The sequence below is a fragment of the Mycobacterium sp. IS-1264 genome (genome assembly GCF_001954195.1).
Classification (GTDB): Bacteria; Actinomycetota; Actinomycetes; order Mycobacteriales; family Mycobacteriaceae; genus Mycobacterium.
Genome location: NZ_MBES01000056.1, coordinates 91,509 through 111,470, shown reverse-complemented (window position 1 = coordinate 111,470; position 19,962 = coordinate 91,509). Strand labels below are relative to the sequence as shown.

Genomic DNA, 19,962 nt, shown 5'->3' with positions numbered 1-19,962 from the left:
GGAAGGGGCTCGGTCGCCGAGACGCGGTCATCGAAATCTTTGATCAGCGCGGTCGGACCACCGACGTCCACCCGCCCATACCCAACAAAACCAGCACCGCAAAATCCGCACTCAGAATCAGGTCTCTGTAGCGACGACATACCCCACCCGCCACCGCCCCCTGGGTACTGCGGGTAGCGGTCGGCGCGGTCAGTCGCGCTGACCTGCAATAACTTTGGTGGGCGCGGACGGTATCGAACCGCCGACCGCTGGTGTGTAAAACCAGAGCTCTACCACTGAGCTACGCGCCCTTGAATCGTCCGCCGCAGGCTACACGGCAACAGCCTAACCAGCCAAAACCGTCAGGCCTTCTCAGCTCTTTAAGGCAGCCAGCGCGTCGGTCCACAGCTTCTGGTCGCGGGCCTCGCCCGGCTCCTTCATCTCGGCGAACTGGATGATTCCCGATCGATCGACGACGAAGGTACCGCGATTGGAGTATCCGGCGGCTTCGTTGAACACGCCGTAGGCCTGGCTGACCTCGCCGTGCGGCCAGAAATCCGACAAGACCGGAAACGTGAAACCGCTCTCCAGGGACCAAATCTTGTGCGTCGGCGGCGGGCCCACCGAGATCGCCAGCACCGCGCTGTCGTCGTTTTCGAAAACGGGCAAGTGATCACGCAGCAAGTCGAGTTCACCCTGGCAGATCCCGGTGAATGCGAGCGGGAAGAACACCAACAGAACGTTCTTGGCGCCACGGTAGGAGCTCAGTGTGACGCGCTGCTGATTCTGGTCGCGCAAGGTGAAGTCCGGGGCGGGCGTTCCGACCGGCAGCATCAACGCTTCCCGGCCCGCGACTTCGGCTGAACCAACCGGCTGGCGCTCCAGTCACCGAGGTTGACCGACGAGGTCGGCATCAACCCCGCGGTGGGCGCCGCCTCGGCGATCTCGGCCGGAAGGACGTGACCGGGCTTGCCCGTCTTGGGTGTCAGCACCCAGATCACGCCGTCCTCGGCCAGCGGGCTGATCGCGTCCATCAGGGTGTCCACCAGATCGCCGTCCCCATCCCGCCACCACAGCAGGACGACGTCGACCACCTCGTCGGTGTCTTCGTCGAGCAGGTCACTGCCACAGGCTTCCTCGACCGCGGCGCGAATGTCGTCGTCGGTGTCTTCGTCCCAGCCCCACTCCTGGACGACTTGGTCCCGTTGGATGCCCAGCTTGCGAGCGTAGCTCGGGGCGTCATCCGCCGCGACCACCGTGGAGCCTCCTTTTTGCCATGTGCGCCGTGCGATGGGGATTATCGTCGCACAGCCGCGACGCGGTCCACACCCGTGCCTGGTAACGCGTGTCAGAACGACGCCAGGCAGAGTTTGAGGGCCTTCGTCTTCGTGTCGTTGAGCTGATTGACCCGCCTGTTGAACTCGCCCGTCGGCGCATGCGTACCGATGGCGTTCGCGACCCCGCGGGCGGCGTCGATGTACGCGTTGAACGCGTCCTTCATCTGCGCCGACAGCGCGTCGCTGAAGCTGTTGGCCACCGTCGAGGCGCTGTCGTTGAGCGCGTCGATGGCCGGGCCTTCGGTCGGCCCGGTGTTGCGGCCCGCATTGAACGCCCCGACAAAGGCATTCACCTTGTCGATCGCGGTGCTGCTAGTGGTGGCCAGCGAGTCGCACGAGGTGCGAACCGCCCGCGTCGTCAGGGATTGCTGCCGCTGGGTTTCCCGGATGCTGGACGTCGCGGCCGACGCGGACACCGACGCGGACACCGACTGGCGGTAGGCCGGGGCCACCTTCGTATCGGGCGTCGCCGTGCCGTTGGTGACGGTGGTACAGCCCACGATGCCCATCACGACCACCGCGACACACCCGAGCGCCAGAGCGCCTCGCTTTACGGCTTCCCCCGCAAGGACGGCACGCCATCCGATGAGCACAGCTAGACGTTACCGGGTGGCCGTCCCCGCCGCCTGCGGCACACCGCGGCTACCCGCCCGGGACGCCGGTGCGGCACGATAGAAGGCGAAACCGCGGGCAGACGACCCGCCAACCGAGGAGCGGAAGTTGACCACCGAGTTCGCGCGCCACGATCTGGCCCAAAACTCAAGCAGCCCAAACGAATCCGATCGGGTGCGGGTGATCCGCGAAGGCGTCGCGTCCTATCTGCCCGACATCGACGCCGAGGAGACCAGCGAGTGGCTCGAATCGTTCGACGAAATGCTCGAACGCTCCGGGCCCGCCCGCGCCCGGTATCTGATGCTGCGCCTGCTGGAACGCGCCGGTGAGCAGCGGGTCGCGATCCCGGCGCTGACCTCCACCGACTACGTCAACACAATCCCCACCGAACTGGAGCCGTGGTTCCCGGGCGACGAGGACGTCGAGCGCCGCTATCGGGCCTGGATCAGGTGGAATGCGGCGATCATGGTGCATCGCGCGCAGCGACCGGGCGTCGGCGTGGGCGGCCACATCTCGACCTACGCCTCCTCGGCGGCGCTCTACGAGGTCGGCTTCAACCACTTCTTCCGCGGCAAGGCCCATCCCGGCGGCGGGGACCAGATCTTCATCCAGGGCCACGCGTCGCCGGGCATCTACGCCCGCGCCTTCCTGGAGGGCCGGCTGACCGCCGACCAGCTGGACGGGTTCCGCCAAGAGCACAGCCATCCCGGCGGCGGCCTGCCGTCCTACCCGCACCCGCGGCTGATGCCCGACTTCTGGGAGTTCCCGACGGTGTCGATGGGGCTGGGCCCGATGAACGCGATCTATCAGGCCCGGTTCAACCACTACCTGCACGACCGCGGCATCAAGGACACCTCCAACCAACACGTGTGGGCATTCCTCGGCGACGGCGAGATGGACGAGCCGGAGAGCCGCGGCCTGGCCCACGTCGCGGCGCTGGAGGCACTGGACAACCTGACCTTCGTCATCAACTGCAACCTGCAGCGCCTCGACGGCCCGGTGCGCGGCAACGGCAAGATCATCCAGGAACTGGAGTCGTTCTTCCGGGGCGCGGGCTGGAACGTCATCAAGGTGGTGTGGGGCCGCGAGTGGGATGCGCTGCTACACGCCGACAAGGACGGCGCGCTGGTCAACCTTATGAACACCACGCCCGACGGCGACTACCAGACCTACAAGGCCAACGACGGCGCCTACGTGCGCAACCACTTCTTCGGTCGCGATCCGCGCACCAAGGCGCTCGTCGAGCACATGACCGATTCCGAGATCTGGAACCTCAAGCGCGGCGGCCACGACTACCGCAAGGTCTACGCCGCCTACCGGGCCGCCGTCGACCACAAGGGCCAGCCGACGGTGATCCTGGCCAAGACGATCAAGGGCTACTCGCTGGGCGCCCACTTCCAGGGCCGCAACGCCACGCATCAGATGAAAAAGCTTGCGCTGCAAGACCTCAAGGACTTCCGCGACGCCATCCGGATCCCGATCAGTGACGCGCAGCTGGAAGACGACCCGTACCTACCGCCGTACTTCCACCCGGGTCCCGAGGCCCCGGAGATCCGCTACCTGCTCGACCGGCGCCGCGCGCTGGGCGGCTTCCTGCCCGAGCGGCGCACCAAGGCCAAGGCGCTGAACCTGCCGGGCCGCGACACCTACAAGGCGCTGAAGAAGGGGTCCGGCACCCAAGAGGTGGCCACCACCATGGCGACGGTGCGCACGTTCAAGGAAGTGTTGCGCGACAAGGAGATCGGGCCGCGCATCGTGCCGATCATTCCCGACGAGGCGCGCACGTTCGGCATGGACTCGTGGTTCCCGAGCCTGAAGATCTACAACCGCAACGGCCAGCTCTACACCGCCGTCGACGCCGAATTGATGTTGGCGTACAAGGAAAGTGAAGTCGGCCAGATACTGCACGAGGGCATCAACGAGGCCGGGTCGGCGGCATCGTTCACCGCGGCCGGCACCTCGTATGCGACGCACAACGAGCCGATGATCCCGATCTACATCTTCTATTCGATGTTCGGGTTCCAGCGCACCGGCGACGGCCTGTGGGCCGCGGCCGACCAGATGGCGCGCGGCTTTCTGCTCGGGGCCACCGCCGGGCGGACCACGCTGACCGGCGAGGGCCTGCAGCACGCCGACGGCCACTCCCTGCTGCTGGCGGCCACCAATCCGGCCGTCGTCGCCTACGACCCGGCGTTCGCCTACGAAATCGCCTACATCGTGGAAAGCGGACTGGCCCGGATGTTCGGCCAGAACCCGGAGAACGTGTTCTTCTACATCACCGTCTACAACGAGCCCTACGTGCAGCCGCCGGAGCCGGAGAACTTCGACCCCGAAGGCGTGCTGCGCGGCATCTACCGCTACCACGCGGCCACCGAGCAACGCACCAACAAGGCGCAGATCCTCGCGTCCGGGGTGGCGATGCCGTCGGCGTTGCAAGCCGCCGAGATGCTGGCGGCCGAGTGGGACGTCGCCGCCGACGTGTGGTCGGTGACCAGCTGGGGCGAATTGAACCGCGACGGCGTGGCCGTGGAGACGGCGCGGCTGCGCCACCCCGACCAGCCCGCCGGTGTCCCCTATCTGACCAAGGCCCTCAACGGGGCCGTCGGACCGGTGATCGCCGTATCGGACTGGATGCGCGCGGTCCCCGAGCAGATCCGGCCGTGGGTCCCCGGCACCTACGTCACGCTGGGCACCGACGGGTTCGGCTTCTCCGATACTCGGCCCGCCGCGCGGCGCTTCTTCAACACCGACGCCGAATCCCAGGTGGTCGCGGTGCTGGAGGCCCTGGCGCGAGACGGCGAGATCGACCCGTCGGTACCGGTCGCTGCCGCCCGTCAGTACCGGATCGACGACGTGCAGGCCGCCCCGGAGCAGACATCCGATCCCGGCGTCGCCTAAGGCCGTGGCACTTCCCCCGCGAGCGTGCGGCTAGCCGCACGTTCGGGGTCCAGCGTGCGGCTGGCCGCACGTTCGGCGCGGGAGGCGCGGCGGCAGCGCGTGGCTTTGGCGGAAAGTTCCATAAATGTGACGTAGGTTTTAGGGGTGAATGACAACCCGTTCGCCGGTCCTTTTGCCAAGCATCCAAGGTCGCCGCTGGAATTGCTGGACACCGTCCCCGATTCCCTGCTGCGTCGGCTGAAGCAGTATTCGGGCCGGCTGTCCACCGAAGCGGTGAACGCCATGCAGGATCGGTTGCCGTTCTTCGCCGACCTGGAAGCCTCCCAGCGGGCCAGTGTCGCGCTGGTGGTGCAGACGGCCGTCGTGAACTTCGTCGAATGGATGCACGACCCGCACAGCAACGTCAGCTACACGGCCAAGGCCTTCGAACTGGTGCCCAAGGACCTGACCCGACGGATCGCGCTGCGCCACAGCGTGGACATGGTTCGGGTCACGATGGAGTTCTTCGAGGAAGTCGTGCCGCTGCTGGCCCGTTCCGACGAGCAGCTGACCGCGCTGACGGTGGGGATCTTGAAGTACAGCCGCGACCTGGCCTTCACCTTCGCCGGCGAGTACGCGGACGCGGCCGAGGCGCGGGGCAACTGGGACAGCCGCATGGAGGCGAGCGTCGTCGACGCGGTGGTGCGTGGCGACACCGGCCCGGAGCTGCTATCTCGTGCGGCCGCGTTGAACTGGGACACCACCGCGCCGGCGACGGTGGTCGTCGGGACCCCGGCGCCGGGCCGCGAGGATGCGAACGGACCGGGTGACAGCGAGCGGGCCAGCCAACACGTTCGTGACGTCGCCGCCGTCCATGGCCGCGCGGCGCTCACCGACGTGCACGGCACCTGGCTGGTGGCGATCGTGTCGGGCCCGTTGTCGCCGACGGAGAAGTTCCTGGGTGACCTGTTGGTCGCGTTCTCCGACGACCCGGTGGTCATCGGACCCACCGCGCCGATGCTCACCGCGGCTTATCACAGCGCCAGCGAGGCGATATCAGGGATGAACGCCGTCGCGGGCTGGAGCGGGGCGCCCCGCCCCGTGCTGGCCCGAGAGCTGCTGCCCGAACGCGCCCTGATGGGAGACGCATCGGCGATCGTCGCGTTGCACACCGACGTGATGGGGCCGCTGGCCGAGGCCGGGCCCACCCTCGTGGAGACCCTTGAAGCTTTCTTAGATTCGGGCGGCGCGATTGAGGCTTGCGCCCGCAAGTTGTTCGTTCATCCAAACACCGTGCGGTACCGCCTGAAGCGCATCACGGACTTCACGGGCCGCGATCCCACCCAACCCCGTGATGCGTATGTGCTGCGTGTGGCGGCGACCGTTGGTCAGCTCAACTACCCCACGAGCCCGTCTAGTGTCGGCAGCAACGCCCTGACGCAGGTTCCCCTCCCGGTCAGAGGGGGTGCGGTGGCGCCGTCCGCGAGATAGTGATCCAGGCAACAGATCGCGGCACGATATCAAACATGTTGCTTACGGAGCTGTTTTGTAAGGTGTATACAAAAACCTAAGACGAGGTTCATAATCTGTTACACCCGCCAAAACCGTTTCCACAGTGTTCTCTTAGACACGTGATTGCGTTTCTCGCGCCCGGACAGGGTTCGCAGACCGAGGGGATGCTGTCGCCGTGGCTGGAGTTGTCCGGCGCGGCGGACCAGCTGGCCCTGTGGTCGAAGGCCAGCGGCCTTGATCTCGTGCGGCTGGGCACCACCGCCTCGACCGAGGAGATCACCGATACCGCGGTCACCCAGCCATTGGTCGTCGCGGCCACGCTGCTGGCTCATCAGGAACTGACAAAGCGCGGTCTGCTCGCCGGCAAGGAATTCATCGCGGCCGGTCACTCCGTCGGCGAAATCGCGGCCTACGCGATCGCCGGTGTGATGGGGGCCGACGACGCCGTCGCGCTGGCCGCCACCCGGGGCGCCGAGATGGCCAAGGCCTGCGCCCTCGAGCCGACCGGCATGTCCGCCGTCCTCGGCGGCGACGAGGCGGAGGTACTGGCCCGCCTCGAGCAGCTCGACCTGACCCCCGCGAACCGCAACGCCGCCGGCCAGATCGTGGCCGCCGGCCCGCTGGCCGCGCTGGAGAAGCTCGCCGAAGACCCGCCGGCCAAGGCCCGGGTGCGCGCCCTCGGCGTGGCCGGAGCGTTCCACACCAAGTACATGGCTTCGGCTCTTGACGCGTACGCCGCCGCGGCGGCCGCCATCGCGACCGCCGAGCCCACCGCCACGCTGTTGTCCAACCGCGACGGGAAGCCGGTCACCTCGGCGGCCGCTGCGATGGACGCGCTGGTCGCCCAGCTGACCCAACCGGTGCGCTGGGACCTGTGCACCGAGTATCTGCGTGAGAACACTGTCACGGCGATTGTGGAGTTCCCGCCCGCGGGCACCCTCACCGGCATCGCCAAACGCGAACTTCGGGGGGTTCCGGCACGCGCCGTCAAGTCGCCCGCAGACCTGGACGAGTTGACCAACCTCTAACGCAGTCCAGTACAACCAAAAAGCACGTCAGTTCGATTTACACACAACACATTACGAAGGGAAGCAAGGCTGTGGCCGTCACTCAGGAAGAAATTATCGCCGGTATTGCGGAGATCATCGAAGAGGTCACCGGTATCGAGCCCTCCGAGGTCACCCCGGAGAAGTCGTTCGTCGACGACCTGGACATCGACTCGCTGTCGATGGTCGAGATCGCCGTCCAGACCGAGGACAAGTACGGCGTGAAGATCCCCGACGAAGACCTCGCCGGTCTGCGCACCGTCGGTGACGTCGTTGCGTACATCCAGAAGCTCGAGGAAGAGGACCCCGAGGCCGCCGCTGCGCTGCGCGCCAAGATCGAGTCCGAAAACCCCGACGCCGTGGCCAACGTCAAGGCGAGGATGGAAGCGGACACCAAGTGACCAAGCCTTCCACTGCTAATGGCGGTTACCCCAGCGTTGTGGTAACCGCCGTCACGGCGACGACAGCAATCGCGCCGGACATCGAGAGCACGTGGAAGGGTTTGTTGGCCGGCGAAAGCGGCATCCACGTACTCGAAGACGAGTTCGTCACCAAGTGGGACCTGCCCGTCAAGATCGGCGGGCACCTCAAGGAGCCTGTCGACAACCACATGGGCCGGCTGGACCTGCGGCGCATGTCCTACGTCCAGCGCCTGGCGAAACTGCTGAGCGGTCAGTTGTGGGAGACCGCGGGCACCCCGGAGGTCGATCCCGACCGGTTCTCGGTCGTTGTCGGCACCGGTCTGGGCGGCGCCGAGCGGATCGTCGAGAGCTATGACCTGATGAACGAGGGCGGGCCCCGCAAGGTCTCCCCGCTCGCCGTTCAGATGATCATGCCCAACGGCGCCGCGGCGGTGGTGGGCCTGCAGCTGGGGGCGCGCGCCGGGGTGATAACGCCGGTGTCGGCCTGCTCGTCGGGCTCGGAGGCAATCGCCCACGCGTGGCGTCAGATCGTCATGGGTGACGCGGATATCGCCGTGTGCGGCGGAGTCGAAGGTCCCATCGAGGCGCTGCCCATCGCGGCGTTCTCCATGATGCGGGCCATGTCGACTCGCAACGACGAGCCCGAGCGTGCGTCGCGGCCGTTCGACAAGGACCGCGACGGCTTCGTGTTCGGCGAGGCCGGGGCGCTGATGATGATCGAGACCGAGGAGCACGCCAAGGCCCGCGGCGCCAAGCCGTTGGCCCGGTTGCTCGGTGCCGGTATCACCTCGGACGCCTTCCACATGGTGGCGCCCGCGGCGGACGGCGTGCGTGCCGGCCGGGCGATGACGCGGGCGATGGAGCTGGCCGGCTTGTCCCCCAAGGACGTCGACCACGTCAACGCACACGGGACCGCAACGCCGATCGGCGACACGGCCGAGGCCAACGCGCTTCGGGTCGCCGGTTGCGAAAAGGCCGCGGTGTATGCGCCGAAATCGGCGCTGGGGCACTCAATCGGCGCAGTCGGGGCGCTCGAGTCGGTGCTTACGGTGCTGACCCTGAGGGACGGGGTCATCCCACCCACCCTCAACTACGAAACCCCTGACCCCGAAATCGATCTGGACATCGTCGCGGGCGAACCGCGCTACGGCGAGTACCAGTACGCGATCAACAACTCGTTCGGGTTCGGAGGGCACAACGTCGCGCTCGCGTTCGGGCGTTACTAAAGCACGGAAGGAACGTTCGCCACACCCATGACAGAGCTGGTTACGGGGAAAGCTTTCCCCAATGTGGTCGTCACCGGCATTGCCATGACGACTGCCTTGGCACCCGACGCGGAAACCACCTGGAAGTTGCTCCTGGACAGCCAGAGTGGGATCCGTCTCCTCGAGGACCCCTTCGTCGAGGAGTTCGACCTGCCGGTCCGTATCGGCGGGCATCTCGTGGAGGAGTTCGACAGCCAGCTGACTCGCATCGAGCTGCGCCGAACGGGCTATCTGCAAAGGATGTCCACCGTCTTGGGCCGCCGGGTGTGGGAGAACGCCGGTTCACCCGAAGTCGACACCAACCGGTTGGCCGTTTCCATCGGCACGGGTCTGGGTTCGTCTGAGGAAATGGTCTTCAGCTACGACGACATGCGGGCCCGCGGCATGAAGGCGGTCTCTCCGCTAGGCGTGCAGAAGTACATGCCCAACGGAGCGGCCGCGGCGGTCGGGCTGGAACGGCACGCCAAAGCCGGTGTGATGACACCGGTTTCGGCGTGTGCGTCCGGTTGCGAGGGCATCGCCCGGGCGTGGCAGCAGATCGTGCTGGGTGAGGCGGACATCGCGATCTGCGGCGGCGTGGAGACGCGGATCGAGGCGGTGCCGATCGCGGCGTTCGCGGCGATGCGCATCGTGATGTCGACCAAGAACGACGACCCCGCCGGTGCGTGTCGCCCGTTCGACCGGGACCGCGATGGTTTCGTGTTCGGCGAGGCCGGCGCTCTGATGGTGATCGAGACCGAGGAGCACGCGAAAGCCCGCGGCGCCAACATCCTGGCCCGGATCATGGGTGCCAGCGTCACCTCGGACGGCTTCCACATGGTCGCGCCGGACCCCAACGGGGAACGCGCCGGCCATGCGATGACGCGGGCGATCCAGCTCGCGGGCCTCACTCCCGGCGACATCGACCACGTCAACGCGCACGCCACCGGCACCCAGGTCGGCGACCTGGCCGAAAGCAAGGCCATCAACAACGCCCTGGGCAGCAACAAGCCGGCGGTATACGCCCCCAAGTCCGCCCTCGGCCACTCGGTCGGTGCGGTCGGCGCGGTGGAGTCGATCCTGACCGTGCTCGCGTTGCGGGATCAGCTGGTCCCACCGACACTGAATCTCGAGAACCTCGATCCAGAGATCGATTTGGACGTGGTGGCGGGTAAGCCGCGGCACGGTGATTACCGGTACGCGATCAACAACTCGTTCGGATTCGGCGGTCACAACGTGGCGATCGCCTTTGGGCGGTACTAAACCCCAGCGCCATCAACCCCGAGCAACACCGGAAACAGGAGACCCGCAATGACACTCATGGCCCCCGAGGCGGTCGGCGAATCGCTCGACCCCCGAGACCCGTTGTTGCGTCTGAGCAATTTCTTCGACGACGGCAGCATCCAACTGCTGCACGAGCGTGACCGCTCGGGCGTGCTTTCCGCCGCGGGCACCGTGAACGGTGTGCGCACCATCGCGTTCTGCACGGACGGAACGGTGATGGGCGGCGCCATGGGCATCGAGGGTTGCACGCACATCGTCAACGCCTACGACACCGCCATCGAGGAGCAGAGCCCGATCGTGGGTATCTGGCACTCCGGCGGCGCCCGGCTGGCCGAAGGCGTCAAGGCGCTGCACGCGGTGGGCCTGGTGTTCGAGGCCATGATCCGGGCGTCCGGCTATGTCCCGCAGATCTCGGTGGTCGTCGGCTTCGCCGCCGGCGGCGCCGCCTACGGGCCGGCCCTGACCGACGTCGTGGTGATGGCGCCGGAGAGCCGGGTGTTCGTCACGGGGCCCGACGTGGTGCGCAGTGTCACCGGCGAGGACGTCGACATGGCCGCGCTCGGCGGCCCGGAGACTCATCACAAGAAGTCCGGGGTGTGCCACATCGTCGCCGACGACGAGCTCGACGCCTACGAGCGCGGCCGCCGGTTGGTCGGATTGTTCTGCCAGCAAGGGCATTTCGACCGCACCAAGGCCGAGGCCGGCGACACCGACATTCACGCGTTGCTGCCCGAGTCGTCGCGGCGTGCCTACGACGTGCGCCCGATCGTGACCGCGATCCTCGACGACGAGACACCGTTCGACGAGTTCCAGGCCAACTGGGCGCCGTCGATGGTGATCGGGTTGGGCCGGTTGTCCGGCCGCACAGTCGGCGTGCTGGCCAACAACCCGCTGCGCCTGGGCGGCTGCCTGAACTCCGAAAGCGCCGAGAAGGCGGCGCGATTCGTGCGCCTGTGCGACGCCTTCGGCATTCCGCTGATCGTGGTCGTCGACGTCCCCGGTTATCTGCCCGGCGTCGACCAGGAGTGGGGCGGCGTGGTGCGTCGCGGCGCGAAGCTGCTGCACGCGTTCGGTGAGTGCACCGTTCCGCGGGTCACGCTGGTCACCCGAAAGACCTACGGCGGGGCCTACATTGCGATGAACTCCCGGTCGCTGAACGCCACCAAGGTGTACGCCTGGCCGGACGCCGAGGTCGCGGTGATGGGCGCCAAGGCCGCCGTCGGCATTCTGCACAAGAAGAAGCTGGCCGCCGCGCCCGACCACGAGCGCGAAGCGCTGCACGACGAGCTGGCCGCCGAGCACGAGCGGATCGCGGGCGGCGTGGACAGCGCCATCGAGATCGGCGTGGTCGACGAGAAGATCGATCCGTCGCACACCCGCAGCAAGCTCACCGAGGCACTGGCCCAGGCACCGGCACGCCGCGGCCGCCACAAGAACATCCCGCTGTAGCTCACTTTTTAGCGCGAGCTGGGGGCACCTCCCGCTTGCGGGGGAACGCAGAATCGCACTCGCGCGCGCTGCGCAGTGCGAATTCTGCTGGGGCACCTCCCGCTTGCAGTGGACTGCTCGCGGCGTATTTCAGGAATCCAAGAATCGCTGAACGGCCTCCGTGAGGATGCGCCCGCCGGTCGTGTTGAGGTGAATGCCGTCGATGTGGAATTGCCAGCCGTTGCGCCGAGCGATCTCGTCAAAGCTTTGGCGCAGCACCATCTCCCGCCACAGGTAGTCGCGGTAGAGCGACGCGAAGGAGAACCGCGTGAACGGTTTCGTCGTCGCCGCCCCGGCGAGGCGCTCCTGGAATGCTTCGTAGAACGGGATGTAGTCCGTGGACTCCCGCGCGGCGGCTTCGCGGATGATCCCGTTGTAGGTGCCGAACAGCTCGTTGAGCCGCGCCTGCACCGGATGGCCTGAACCGGGTGCCTCCCCCACCGGGGCAAGAGAACTCAGCGCGACCCTGGCATTGGTCTCCCGTTGCAGCCGGCGCACGATGACGGCCAGGTTCTCGGCGAACCGCGCGGGTGTCGGTTCGTCGCGGAGCCCCTTAAGAGTGCGAACGAATCCCCGGAAGTTGGGAAAGACGCTCGCCATGATGTCGTTGCTGCCGATCAGCACGATCACCCGGCCCGGCCGGCAGGCGATCACCCGGTCGAGGCGCCCGACGGCGTTGCCCGACAGATCCCCACCGACGCCGAAGTTGACGAAGCGAAACCGGTTGTTACGGGGCCGCTTTTCCAGCTCGTCGATCCATTTGTAGGTCCCCCTCGACGCGGTGGTGCTCGACCCCAGGCAGGCCACCGTTTCGGAGCGCGGCGGGTCGGTCATGGCGCGCGGCCGAGGATGCGGCACAGCACCCGACCGAGCTCGTCGCCCGGTGAGCGCGGGAGCTCGTCGGCGCGCCAGGCGACGAAGTCGTCGGGCCGCACCAACAACGCCCCGTCGGGCGCGAGTCCTGCGACGGCGGACCACGAGCCGTCGACATCGACCGCGGCGCCGATGCGCCGCACGGTGATTGGGGCGCCAGCGGCCTTCGACGCGCGGGCCGCGGCGTCCGACCATGCGGCGTCGTCGTCCCCGGTGAGCAGCGTGAAGGCGGGACCGAGCAGATCGAGTGTGGAGACCCGCTTCCCGTCGTCGACGACCCAGGCGTGCGGGACGCGCGTGCCGGGCTGCCCGCGCAATTCGTCGACCAGCGACACGGCGTTGGGATCCACCGGCGCGGGAGAATCGGAAACCACTGCGCCCGAACGGTATTGGTAGCCGATAAGCACGGCGAACATCGACGCCTCCTCGTCCGGCGGCAATAGCGGCCGGTCGTCGTCCAACCGCAGGAAGGCCAGCGACGGCCCGGTGAGCGACTGGCGCGCGTTGAAGCGCCCGACCGGGTGCCGCTCGGCATGGTAGGTGGTCAGCAGCTCCGGGCCGGCGGTCCCGTTCACGACGGCCGCCAGCTTCCAGGCCAGGTTATGCGCGCTCTGGATGGCGGTGTTGGCCCCGCCGGCCTTGAACGGCGGCATGGTGTGGGCCGAGTCGCCGACGAGAAACACTCGGCCGCAGCGGAATTGGTCAGCGACACGCTCGTACGGCTGCCACGGCGCGACGTCGATGACTTCCACGTCCATCGGCTCGCCGATCGCTTTCGTCAGCATCTCGCGGCACCGCTGGGCGGTGAACTGTTCGGCGGTTTCCCCGCGGGCGGGAAAGTAGGTGCTGATGAACATGCCGAAGTCGTCGCGCACCGGCAGAAAGATGCCCTCCACGTCGGGATTCTTGACTTGGATGCCGTCGCCCGGGCCGAGGTCGCCGACGAATTTTCGCCACGGCGCCCGGAAGTAGACGAACACGACATAGATCGGCAGTGCCCCGTAGCCGGAGGTCGTCACGCCCAGCGCGTCGCGGATCGGGCTGTGCACGCCGTCGGCGGCGACGAGATAGTCGGCGCGCACCACCTCGGTCGCGCCCGACTCACGATCGCGGATGACCGCGGTGACGCCGCTAGCGTCCTGGTCGAACGAGCCCAACTCCGTGTTGTAGCGCGCCTCGCTGCCGTGCCGGCGGATGTGGCTCAGCAGCATCGGCTCGAAGGCGCTCTGCGGGCAGTACTGGCCGCCGGGCTCGGGGCTCAACTCCTCGAAGGGCGCGAAGATCGCGTTGACGTCGAGCGTCTGACGCTGTTCGGCGCTGTTGAGCGTCGGCTTGCTCAGCACGTCGGTAACGCCGTGGGCAATCGCGTGGACCTCGTCGGCCAATCCCAGGCCGCGCAGGATCTCCAGGCTGCGGAAGCTCAGGTTGCGCGCCTTCGGGTAGATGAACACCTCGCCGCGCTTTTCGACCAGCAGCGAGTGAACGCCGTGTTTGGCGAGCAACGCAGAGGTGGCCAGGCCGGCGGCTCCGGCGCCGACCATCAGGACCGGGACATGCTTCGTGTTCATCACCGTCTCCCCTCTACACGGAACTATGCAGTTCCGTGTAGTTCCAATGTGGCACGGCCCGGCCTGATGCGCAACAACTACGGCGCCGGACCCCCGGCCATCGGCAAGATCACGTCTTCGAGCATGCGCCGGACATAGACCCGGTCGATTGGACGTCCGGTGATCACCCGCAGCACGTTGAGGCCCAGCGCGACGTCGGGGATCAGGCTGAGGTCGCGGTCGGCCGGGATTTCCCCGCGAGCCACCGCATGGTCGAGTATCGCGCGGACCACCTGCCGCGGGGTGGACAGCACCAGGTCGTCCAGGGCGGCCGCGAGGACGGGGTTGTGCATGGCCGCCGTCGCCACCCCGACAACCACCCGAATCATGTGTGTGTCAGCGTCATTCAGGTCGGGAGTGGCCGCAACCAACGCGTCGATGTCACCGCGAAGGCTGCCGGTGTTGGGCGGTTCGACGGGTCCCAGTCGCCGCCTCCAATGCGCGATCGCGTCGGCGACCACCACCTCCTTCGACGGCCAGCGACGATAGATCGCCGCCTTCCCGACGCCGGCGCGCGACGCCACGTCGTCCATGCTCAACCGGTCATAGCCGACTTCGGCGACGCCCGCCAGGGTCGCGTCGAGGATGGCCGCATCCAACGACCGATCCAGGCGCCCAGGGCTTCGGGATCGGCTCGACGTGCTCGCCTGGCCGCTTTCGCGCTTCATGATGTTCCTAACGATACGGACTAGTTCCGTTTAATGGTATCCTCAGCCGAGGCGCGCCACGAATTCCTCGGCCACGCCGGCCACCCGCTCACGATCGCGCGCAACCAGGCCGATGCGCGTTCGCCGGTCCAGGATGTCGTCGACGTCCAGTGCGCACTCGTGAGTGACGGCGTACTCGAACTCCGCCCGGGTCACGTCGATGCCCTCGGCGACGGGCTCGGTCGGCCTCTCGCAGGTCGCCCGAGCGATGACGTTGGGCGCCTCCGCCCCGTATCGCTGGATCAGCGACTCGGGCAGGCCGGCCATCGGCGGCACCGTCGAACCCGGGTTGGCCGGGGCGCCGACGAGCGGTAGATTGCGCGTCCGGCAATTGCCGGCACGCAAGTGCCGCAGTTCGACGGCGCGGTCCACGACATCCTCTGCCATGTAACGGTATTCGGTCAGCTTTCCCCCAATCACGCTGATGACGCCGGAGGGCGATTCGACGACGGCGTGCTCGCGCGAAACATCGGCAGTGCGGCCTTCGCCGGTGTCGATCAGTGGGCGCAGACCGGCGTAGGCACCAATGACATCGCTGGCCTGCAGAGCGGTCCCCAGCGCGGTGTTCACCGTGTCTAACAGGAACGTGATCTCCTCCGACGACGGTTGTGGCACATCGGGAATCGGACCGGGAGCGTCCTCGTCGGTCAGGCCGAGGTAGACGCGGCCCAGTTGCTCGGGCATGGCGAACACGAAGCGGTTGAGCTCCCCGGGGATCGGAATCGTCAGCGCGGCAACAGGATTCCCGAACGCGCCGGCGTCGAACACTAGGTGGGTTCCGCGGCTGGGACGCAACCGCAGCGATCCGTCGATCTCGCCCGCCCACACCCCCGCCGCGTTGACGACGGCACCGGCGGACACGTCGAACGACTCGCCCGTGCGTTGGTCGGTCAGGCGCACCGAGCCGCCGGTGGCCTCAGACGCCGCGACATAGATGAGGATCCGGGCGCCGTGCTGCGCGGCGGTGCGCGCCACAGCCGTGACCAGCCGGGCGTCGTCGATCAGCTGCCCGTCGTAGGCCAGCAGGCCACCGTCCAGGCCGTCGCGTCGAACCATCGGCGCCATCTCCGCCACACGACCGGCCGAAACCCTGCCCGATCGGGGCAGCACCGACGACGGCGTCCCCGCTAGCACTCGCAGCGCATCACCGGCGAGGAATCCCGCGCGCACCAAAGCGCGCTTGCCACGACTCATCGACGGCAGCAACGGGACCAGCTGGGGCATCGCGCGCACGAGGTGAGGGGCGTTGCGCGTCATCAGGATTCCGCGCTCGATCGCGCTGCGTCGGGCGATCCCAACGTTGCCCGTCGCCAGGTACCGCAGGCCACCGTGGACCAATTTCGAACTCCACCGGCTGGTGCCGAACGCCAGATCGTGCTTTTCCACCAGCGCCACCCGCAGGCCCCGTGATGCGGCGTCCAGGGCAATCCCGACGCCGGTGATGCCGCCACCGATCACCAGCACGTCCAGCGGCTCGCCGTCGGCGAGGGCGTTCAGGTCGGCCGTACGACGCGAGGAGTTCAAGGTCGTCACGACAGGTAACCATTCAGCGAGTAGGTGAGCTCGTTGGCCAGCGCATCGGAATCAAGAATCGGCCTGACGATCCGTTCCGACTGGATCGTCGACTGGGCGATCAGCAGCACCATGGTGGCCATCTGCAGCGGATCGCCGGCGCGGACGCTGCCGTGGCGCTGGGCAGCGCGCAACCGATCGGCTAGGGCGTCGATCAACATCTGCTGACTCGACCCCAGCCGCTCGGTGATGTAGATCGGCGCCAGCTCAGAATGCATCACTGACATGACCAAGTCATCGCGACGCAGCAGATTGGCCACCGTAACGATCTGTCGCACAAGGGATTCCCGGTCATCGCCGAGCAATGGCGCGTTGCGCATTACCCCAACGATGCGTTGAGTCAGCAGTGCCGCCACGATCGAGCGGGTATCCGGCCAACGGCGGTAGACGGTCGGCCGGCTCACGCCGGCGCGCCGGGCGATCTCGGCCAGGGTTACCCGGTCCACCCCGAAATCGACCACACAGCTGGCGGCGGCCGCGAGGATCCGTTCTCGGGTATCGACTGATGCGTTACTGATTGACAGCATGTGTAATACTGTAACGCATGACGCACCTCGAGGAACTCCTCCCGCCGATGAAGTGGAACGCGTGGGGAGATCCCGCCGCGGCCAAGCCCCTGTCCGAGGGGATCCGGGCGCTGCTCAAGCAGGCCGTGGGCCTGGACGATTCCGCCGAGACCGAACTGGACGCCGATGACGTCGAGCTGCGCCCGTCCGCGCTCACACCAGAAGATCGAGACGCGCTGACCGCGATCGTCGGCGACGGCTACTGCCGCGTCGCCGATCGCGACCGGTTGTTGCACGCGGGCGGCAAGTCGACCATCGACATGCTGCGGCGCAAGGAGAAGGTCCAGGACGCGCCCGACGCCATCCTGTTGCCCGGCGACGAAGACGCCGTGGCTGCGATCCTGCGCTACTGCTCGGAGCGCGGCATCGCCGTCATCCCCTTCGGGGGCGGCACCAGCGTCACCGGCGGCCTGAATCCCACCCGCGCCCAATTCGACGCGGTGGTCTCCCTCGACTTGCGCCGCTTCGACCGGCTCATCGACCTCGACGAGGTGTCCGGGCAGGCGGTGTTCGGCGCCGGCGTGACCGGGCCGGACGCCGAACGCATGCTTGGCGCCCAAGGCTTTTCGCTCGGGCATTTCCCGCAGAGCTTCGAGTACGCCACCATCGGGGGCTTCGCCGCAACCCGTTCGTCGGGCCAGGACTCGGCGGGCTATGGCCGGTTCAACGACATGGTTCGCGGGCTCCGGGTGGTCACTCCGGTCGGCATCCTGGATCTGGGCCGCGCGCCGGAGTCGGCCGCCGGTCCCGACCTTCGTCAGCTGCTGATCGGCTCGGAGGGCACCTTCGGCGTCATCACCCAGGTGCGGCTGCGCGTGCACCGCGCGCCGGAAGCCGTCCGCTACGAGGCGTGGTCGTTCCCGGATTTCGCGACCGGGGCCGCGGCCCTGCGCGCGGTCACCCAAAATGCCACGGGCCCCACCGTCATTCGGCTCTCCGACGAAGCGGAGACCGGGGTCAACCTCGCTACCACCGAGGCGATCGGCGAAAACCAAATCACCGGCGGCTGCTTGGGAATCACGGTCTTCGAGGGCACCACGGAACACGTTGAAAGCCGGCACGCCGAAACCCGCGCACTGCTGGCGGCGCAGGGCGGCACGTCGCTCGGCGAAGCGCCGGCCCAAGCGTGGGAACGCGGCCGGTTCGCCGCGCCGTACCTGCGCGACTCGCTGTTGTCCGCGGGCGCGCTCTGCGAGACGCTCGAGACCGCCACCGATTGGTCCAACATTCCTGCCCTCAAGGCCGCGGTTACTGAAGCGCTCACCGGTGCGCTGGCCGAGACCGGCACGCCGGCGCTCGTGATGTGCCACATCTCGCACGTCTACCCCACGGGCGCCTCGCTGTACTTCACCGTCGTCGCGGGGCAACGCGGCAATGCGATCGAGCAGTGGCAGAAGGCCAAGAAGGCGGCGTCCGACGCGATGATCGCTAACGGCGCGACGATCACCCACCACCACGCCGTCGGCGCCGACCACCGACCTTGGATGCGCGACGAGGTGGGTGATCTCGGAGTGCAGGTACTGCGCGCGGTGAAGGCGACGCTGGACCCGGCCGGAATCCTCAACCCCGGCAAGCTGATTCCGTGAGTCCGCGTGAAATCGCCAAGGTCACCGCGCTGACCAATCCCGCGTCGGGCCACGGCGCCGCGATCCGCGCGGCGCAAATCGCGATCGCAAGGCTGCACGATCGGGGCGTGCAGGTCACCGAGATCATCGGCGACGACGCCGAAGACGCGCGCCACCTTGTCGGCGCCGAGCTCGAGCGAGGAACCGACGCGGTCATGGTCACCGGGGGCGATGGCGTCGTCTCCAATGCCCTACAGGTGTTGGCGGGCACTGACATTCCGCTGGGAATCATCCCGGCGGGCACCGGCAACGATCACGCCCGCGAATTCGGCATTCCCACAAAGGATCCCGCGGCGGCCGCCGACATCGTCGTGGACGGCTGGACGGAAACCATTGACCTGGGCCGGATTCGCGACAGCAATGGCACCGACAAGTGGTTCGGCACCGTGGCCGCGACGGGGTTCGATTCGCTGGTGACCGATCGCGCCAACCGGATGACCTGGCCGCACGGCCGTGCGCGTTACTACATCGCGATGCTCGCCGAGCTTTCGAGGCTGCGGTTGTTGCCGTTTCGGCTGGTGCTCGACGGGACGAAAGAGATCGACGCCGACATCACGCTGGCGGCCTTCGGCAACACCCGCAGCTACGGCGGTGGACTGCTGATCTGTCCCAGTGCCGACCCCACCGATGGTCTGCTCGACATCACGATGGCGCATTCGGCGTCCCGGACCAAACTGGTCCGCCTGTTCCCCACCGTCATGAAGGGCACCCACGTCGACCTCGACGAGGTCAGCACCGCACGCGCCACATCGATCCACGTCGACTGCCCCGGCATCAACGTCTACGCCGACGGCGACTTCGCCTGCGCGCTGCCCGCCGAGATCTCCGCGGTACCCGCTGCGCTGCAGATTCTGCGCCCCGCGCGGTAAGCACGAGCGCCGTGTGGTGATGGCCGTTCATCACAGACGGCAGATCTGGTCGTGGAGCTCGTCGAGGTAACCGTCGTAGGCGGCGACGATGTCGTCGAGGTCGAGTTGCTCGGGTAGGTCTTCGGGGCACTGCCGCGCAATCAGGTAGGCGATGGTAGCGGCGACAACACGGGTTTCGTCGGCGTCGGGTCCGGCGATGCGCGCGACAACCTCTGGCGTGGCTCGCATTCGGATGGCGACGAGTTCCTCGCCCTGGTCGACACGCACGAGGTACTCGTGATCGCCGAGTGCTTCGATTCGCGGAGTTTCGATTTTTTTCATTGTCATGACGCACCTCCACGC

18 protein-coding genes and 1 tRNA gene are annotated in these 19,962 nt (G+C 67.4%); 9 read left to right on the top strand and 10 right to left on the bottom strand.

The genetic code is table 11. The annotated features are described in order from the left end of the window. Positions 1-215: 215 nt before the first annotated feature. From A5744_RS11910 to A5744_RS11895, 4 genes are all read right to left on the bottom strand, one after another. Positions 216-290: transfer RNA gene (locus A5744_RS11910), tRNA-Val, on the bottom strand. A gap of 61 nt (positions 291-351) precedes the next feature. Further along, positions 352-813 carry a peroxiredoxin gene (locus tag A5744_RS11905; protein WP_076061183.1) on the bottom strand — a complete coding sequence of 154 codons (462 nt, stop codon included), beginning with the start codon at positions 811-813 and terminating at the stop codon, positions 352-354. Next, positions 813-1,235: a DUF3052 domain-containing protein gene (locus A5744_RS11900; RefSeq protein WP_076061181.1), complete on the bottom strand. Its 423-nt coding sequence runs from the start codon at positions 1,233-1,235 to the stop codon at positions 813-815. Before A5744_RS11900 ends, A5744_RS11905 begins: the two co-directional genes overlap by 1 nt. 92 nt (positions 1,236-1,327) lie before the next feature. Continuing rightward, positions 1,328-1,909, bottom strand: coding sequence for a hypothetical protein (locus A5744_RS11895; RefSeq protein ID WP_076061179.1), 582 nt, complete (start codon positions 1,907-1,909; stop codon positions 1,328-1,330). 127 nt (positions 1,910-2,036) lie between these two features. Here A5744_RS11895 and aceE point away from each other — a divergent pair, with 127 nt between their 5' ends. The 7 genes from aceE to A5744_RS11860 all read left to right on the top strand — a co-directional run bounded on the left by aceE (position 2,037) and on the right by A5744_RS11860 (position 11,762). Then, positions 2,037-4,826 carry a pyruvate dehydrogenase (acetyl-transferring), homodimeric type gene (gene aceE, locus A5744_RS11890; RefSeq protein WP_076061177.1) on the top strand — a complete coding sequence of 930 codons (2,790 nt, stop codon included), beginning with the start codon at positions 2,037-2,039 and terminating at the stop codon, positions 4,824-4,826. Positions 4,827-4,970: 144 nt separating this feature from the next. Next, positions 4,971-6,296, top strand: coding sequence for a PucR family transcriptional regulator (locus A5744_RS11885; RefSeq protein ID WP_076061175.1), 1,326 nt, complete (start codon positions 4,971-4,973; stop codon positions 6,294-6,296). 140 nt (positions 6,297-6,436) lie between these two features. Next, positions 6,437-7,345: an ACP S-malonyltransferase gene (locus A5744_RS11880; RefSeq protein WP_076061173.1), complete on the top strand. Its 909-nt coding sequence runs from the start codon at positions 6,437-6,439 to the stop codon at positions 7,343-7,345. A 71-nt stretch (positions 7,346-7,416) separates the two neighbouring features. Then, a complete protein-coding gene (acpM, locus tag A5744_RS11875) occupies positions 7,417-7,764 on the top strand; it encodes a meromycolate extension acyl carrier protein AcpM (RefSeq protein ID WP_076061171.1) in 348 nt (115 codons plus the stop codon). Beyond that, complete coding sequence (gene kasA, locus A5744_RS11870) at positions 7,761-9,011, top strand: 3-oxoacyl-ACP synthase KasA (RefSeq protein ID WP_076061169.1); 1,251 nt, start codon at positions 7,761-7,763, stop codon at positions 9,009-9,011. The genes acpM and kasA overlap by 4 nt, the downstream gene beginning before the upstream one ends. A 27-nt stretch (positions 9,012-9,038) precedes the next feature. Further along, complete coding sequence (gene kasB / locus A5744_RS11865) at positions 9,039-10,292, top strand: 3-oxoacyl-ACP synthase KasB (RefSeq protein ID WP_076061167.1); 1,254 nt, start codon at positions 9,039-9,041, stop codon at positions 10,290-10,292. Positions 10,293-10,340: 48 nt separating this feature from the next. After that, positions 10,341-11,762 carry an acyl-CoA carboxylase subunit beta gene (locus tag A5744_RS11860; protein ID WP_076061165.1) on the top strand — a complete coding sequence of 474 codons (1,422 nt, stop codon included), beginning with the start codon at positions 10,341-10,343 and terminating at the stop codon, positions 11,760-11,762. Between the two features lie 129 nt (positions 11,763-11,891). Here the strand turns inward: A5744_RS11860 and A5744_RS11855 are convergent, their stop codons facing one another. From A5744_RS11855 to A5744_RS11835, 5 genes are all read right to left on the bottom strand, one after another. After that, positions 11,892-12,635: an SGNH/GDSL hydrolase family protein gene (locus tag A5744_RS11855; protein ID WP_076061163.1), complete on the bottom strand. Its 744-nt coding sequence runs from the start codon at positions 12,633-12,635 to the stop codon at positions 11,892-11,894. Beyond that, a complete protein-coding gene (locus A5744_RS11850; protein WP_076061161.1) occupies positions 12,632-14,242 on the bottom strand; it encodes an FAD-dependent monooxygenase in 1,611 nt (536 codons plus the stop codon). Before A5744_RS11850 ends, A5744_RS11855 begins: the two co-directional genes overlap by 4 nt. 77 nt (positions 14,243-14,319) lie before the next feature. After that, positions 14,320-14,949 carry a TetR/AcrR family transcriptional regulator gene (locus A5744_RS11845; RefSeq protein WP_076061160.1) on the bottom strand — a complete coding sequence of 210 codons (630 nt, stop codon included), beginning with the start codon at positions 14,947-14,949 and terminating at the stop codon, positions 14,320-14,322. 42 nt (positions 14,950-14,991) lie between these two features. Then, positions 14,992-16,521, bottom strand: a complete 1,530-nt coding sequence (locus tag A5744_RS11840; RefSeq protein WP_076061158.1) for a glycerol-3-phosphate dehydrogenase/oxidase — start codon at positions 16,519-16,521, stop codon at positions 14,992-14,994. Continuing rightward, positions 16,518-17,087, bottom strand: coding sequence for a TetR/AcrR family transcriptional regulator (locus A5744_RS11835; protein ID WP_076061156.1), 570 nt, complete (start codon positions 17,085-17,087; stop codon positions 16,518-16,520). The genes A5744_RS11840 and A5744_RS11835 overlap by 4 nt, the downstream gene beginning before the upstream one ends. 47 nt (positions 17,088-17,134) lie before the next feature. On the opposite strand from A5744_RS11835, the gene A5744_RS11830 reads away from it, so the two are divergent. Both A5744_RS11830 and A5744_RS11825 read left to right on the top strand, forming a co-directional pair. Beyond that, a complete protein-coding gene (locus A5744_RS11830; RefSeq protein WP_139331318.1) occupies positions 17,135-18,712 on the top strand; it encodes an FAD-binding oxidoreductase in 1,578 nt (525 codons plus the stop codon). Continuing rightward, on the top strand, positions 18,709-19,620 hold the full coding sequence (locus A5744_RS11825; protein WP_076061152.1) for a diacylglycerol kinase: 912 nt from the start codon (positions 18,709-18,711) through the stop codon (positions 19,618-19,620). The genes A5744_RS11830 and A5744_RS11825 overlap by 4 nt, the downstream gene beginning before the upstream one ends. 30 nt (positions 19,621-19,650) lie before the next feature. On the opposite strand, the gene A5744_RS11820 is transcribed toward A5744_RS11825, so the two are convergent. Further along, the gene (locus tag A5744_RS11820; RefSeq protein WP_076061205.1) at positions 19,651-19,941 is read right to left on the bottom strand and encodes a hypothetical protein; all 291 of its coding nucleotides are present in this window, start codon (positions 19,939-19,941) and stop codon (positions 19,651-19,653) included. Positions 19,942-19,962: the final 21 nt, after the last annotated feature.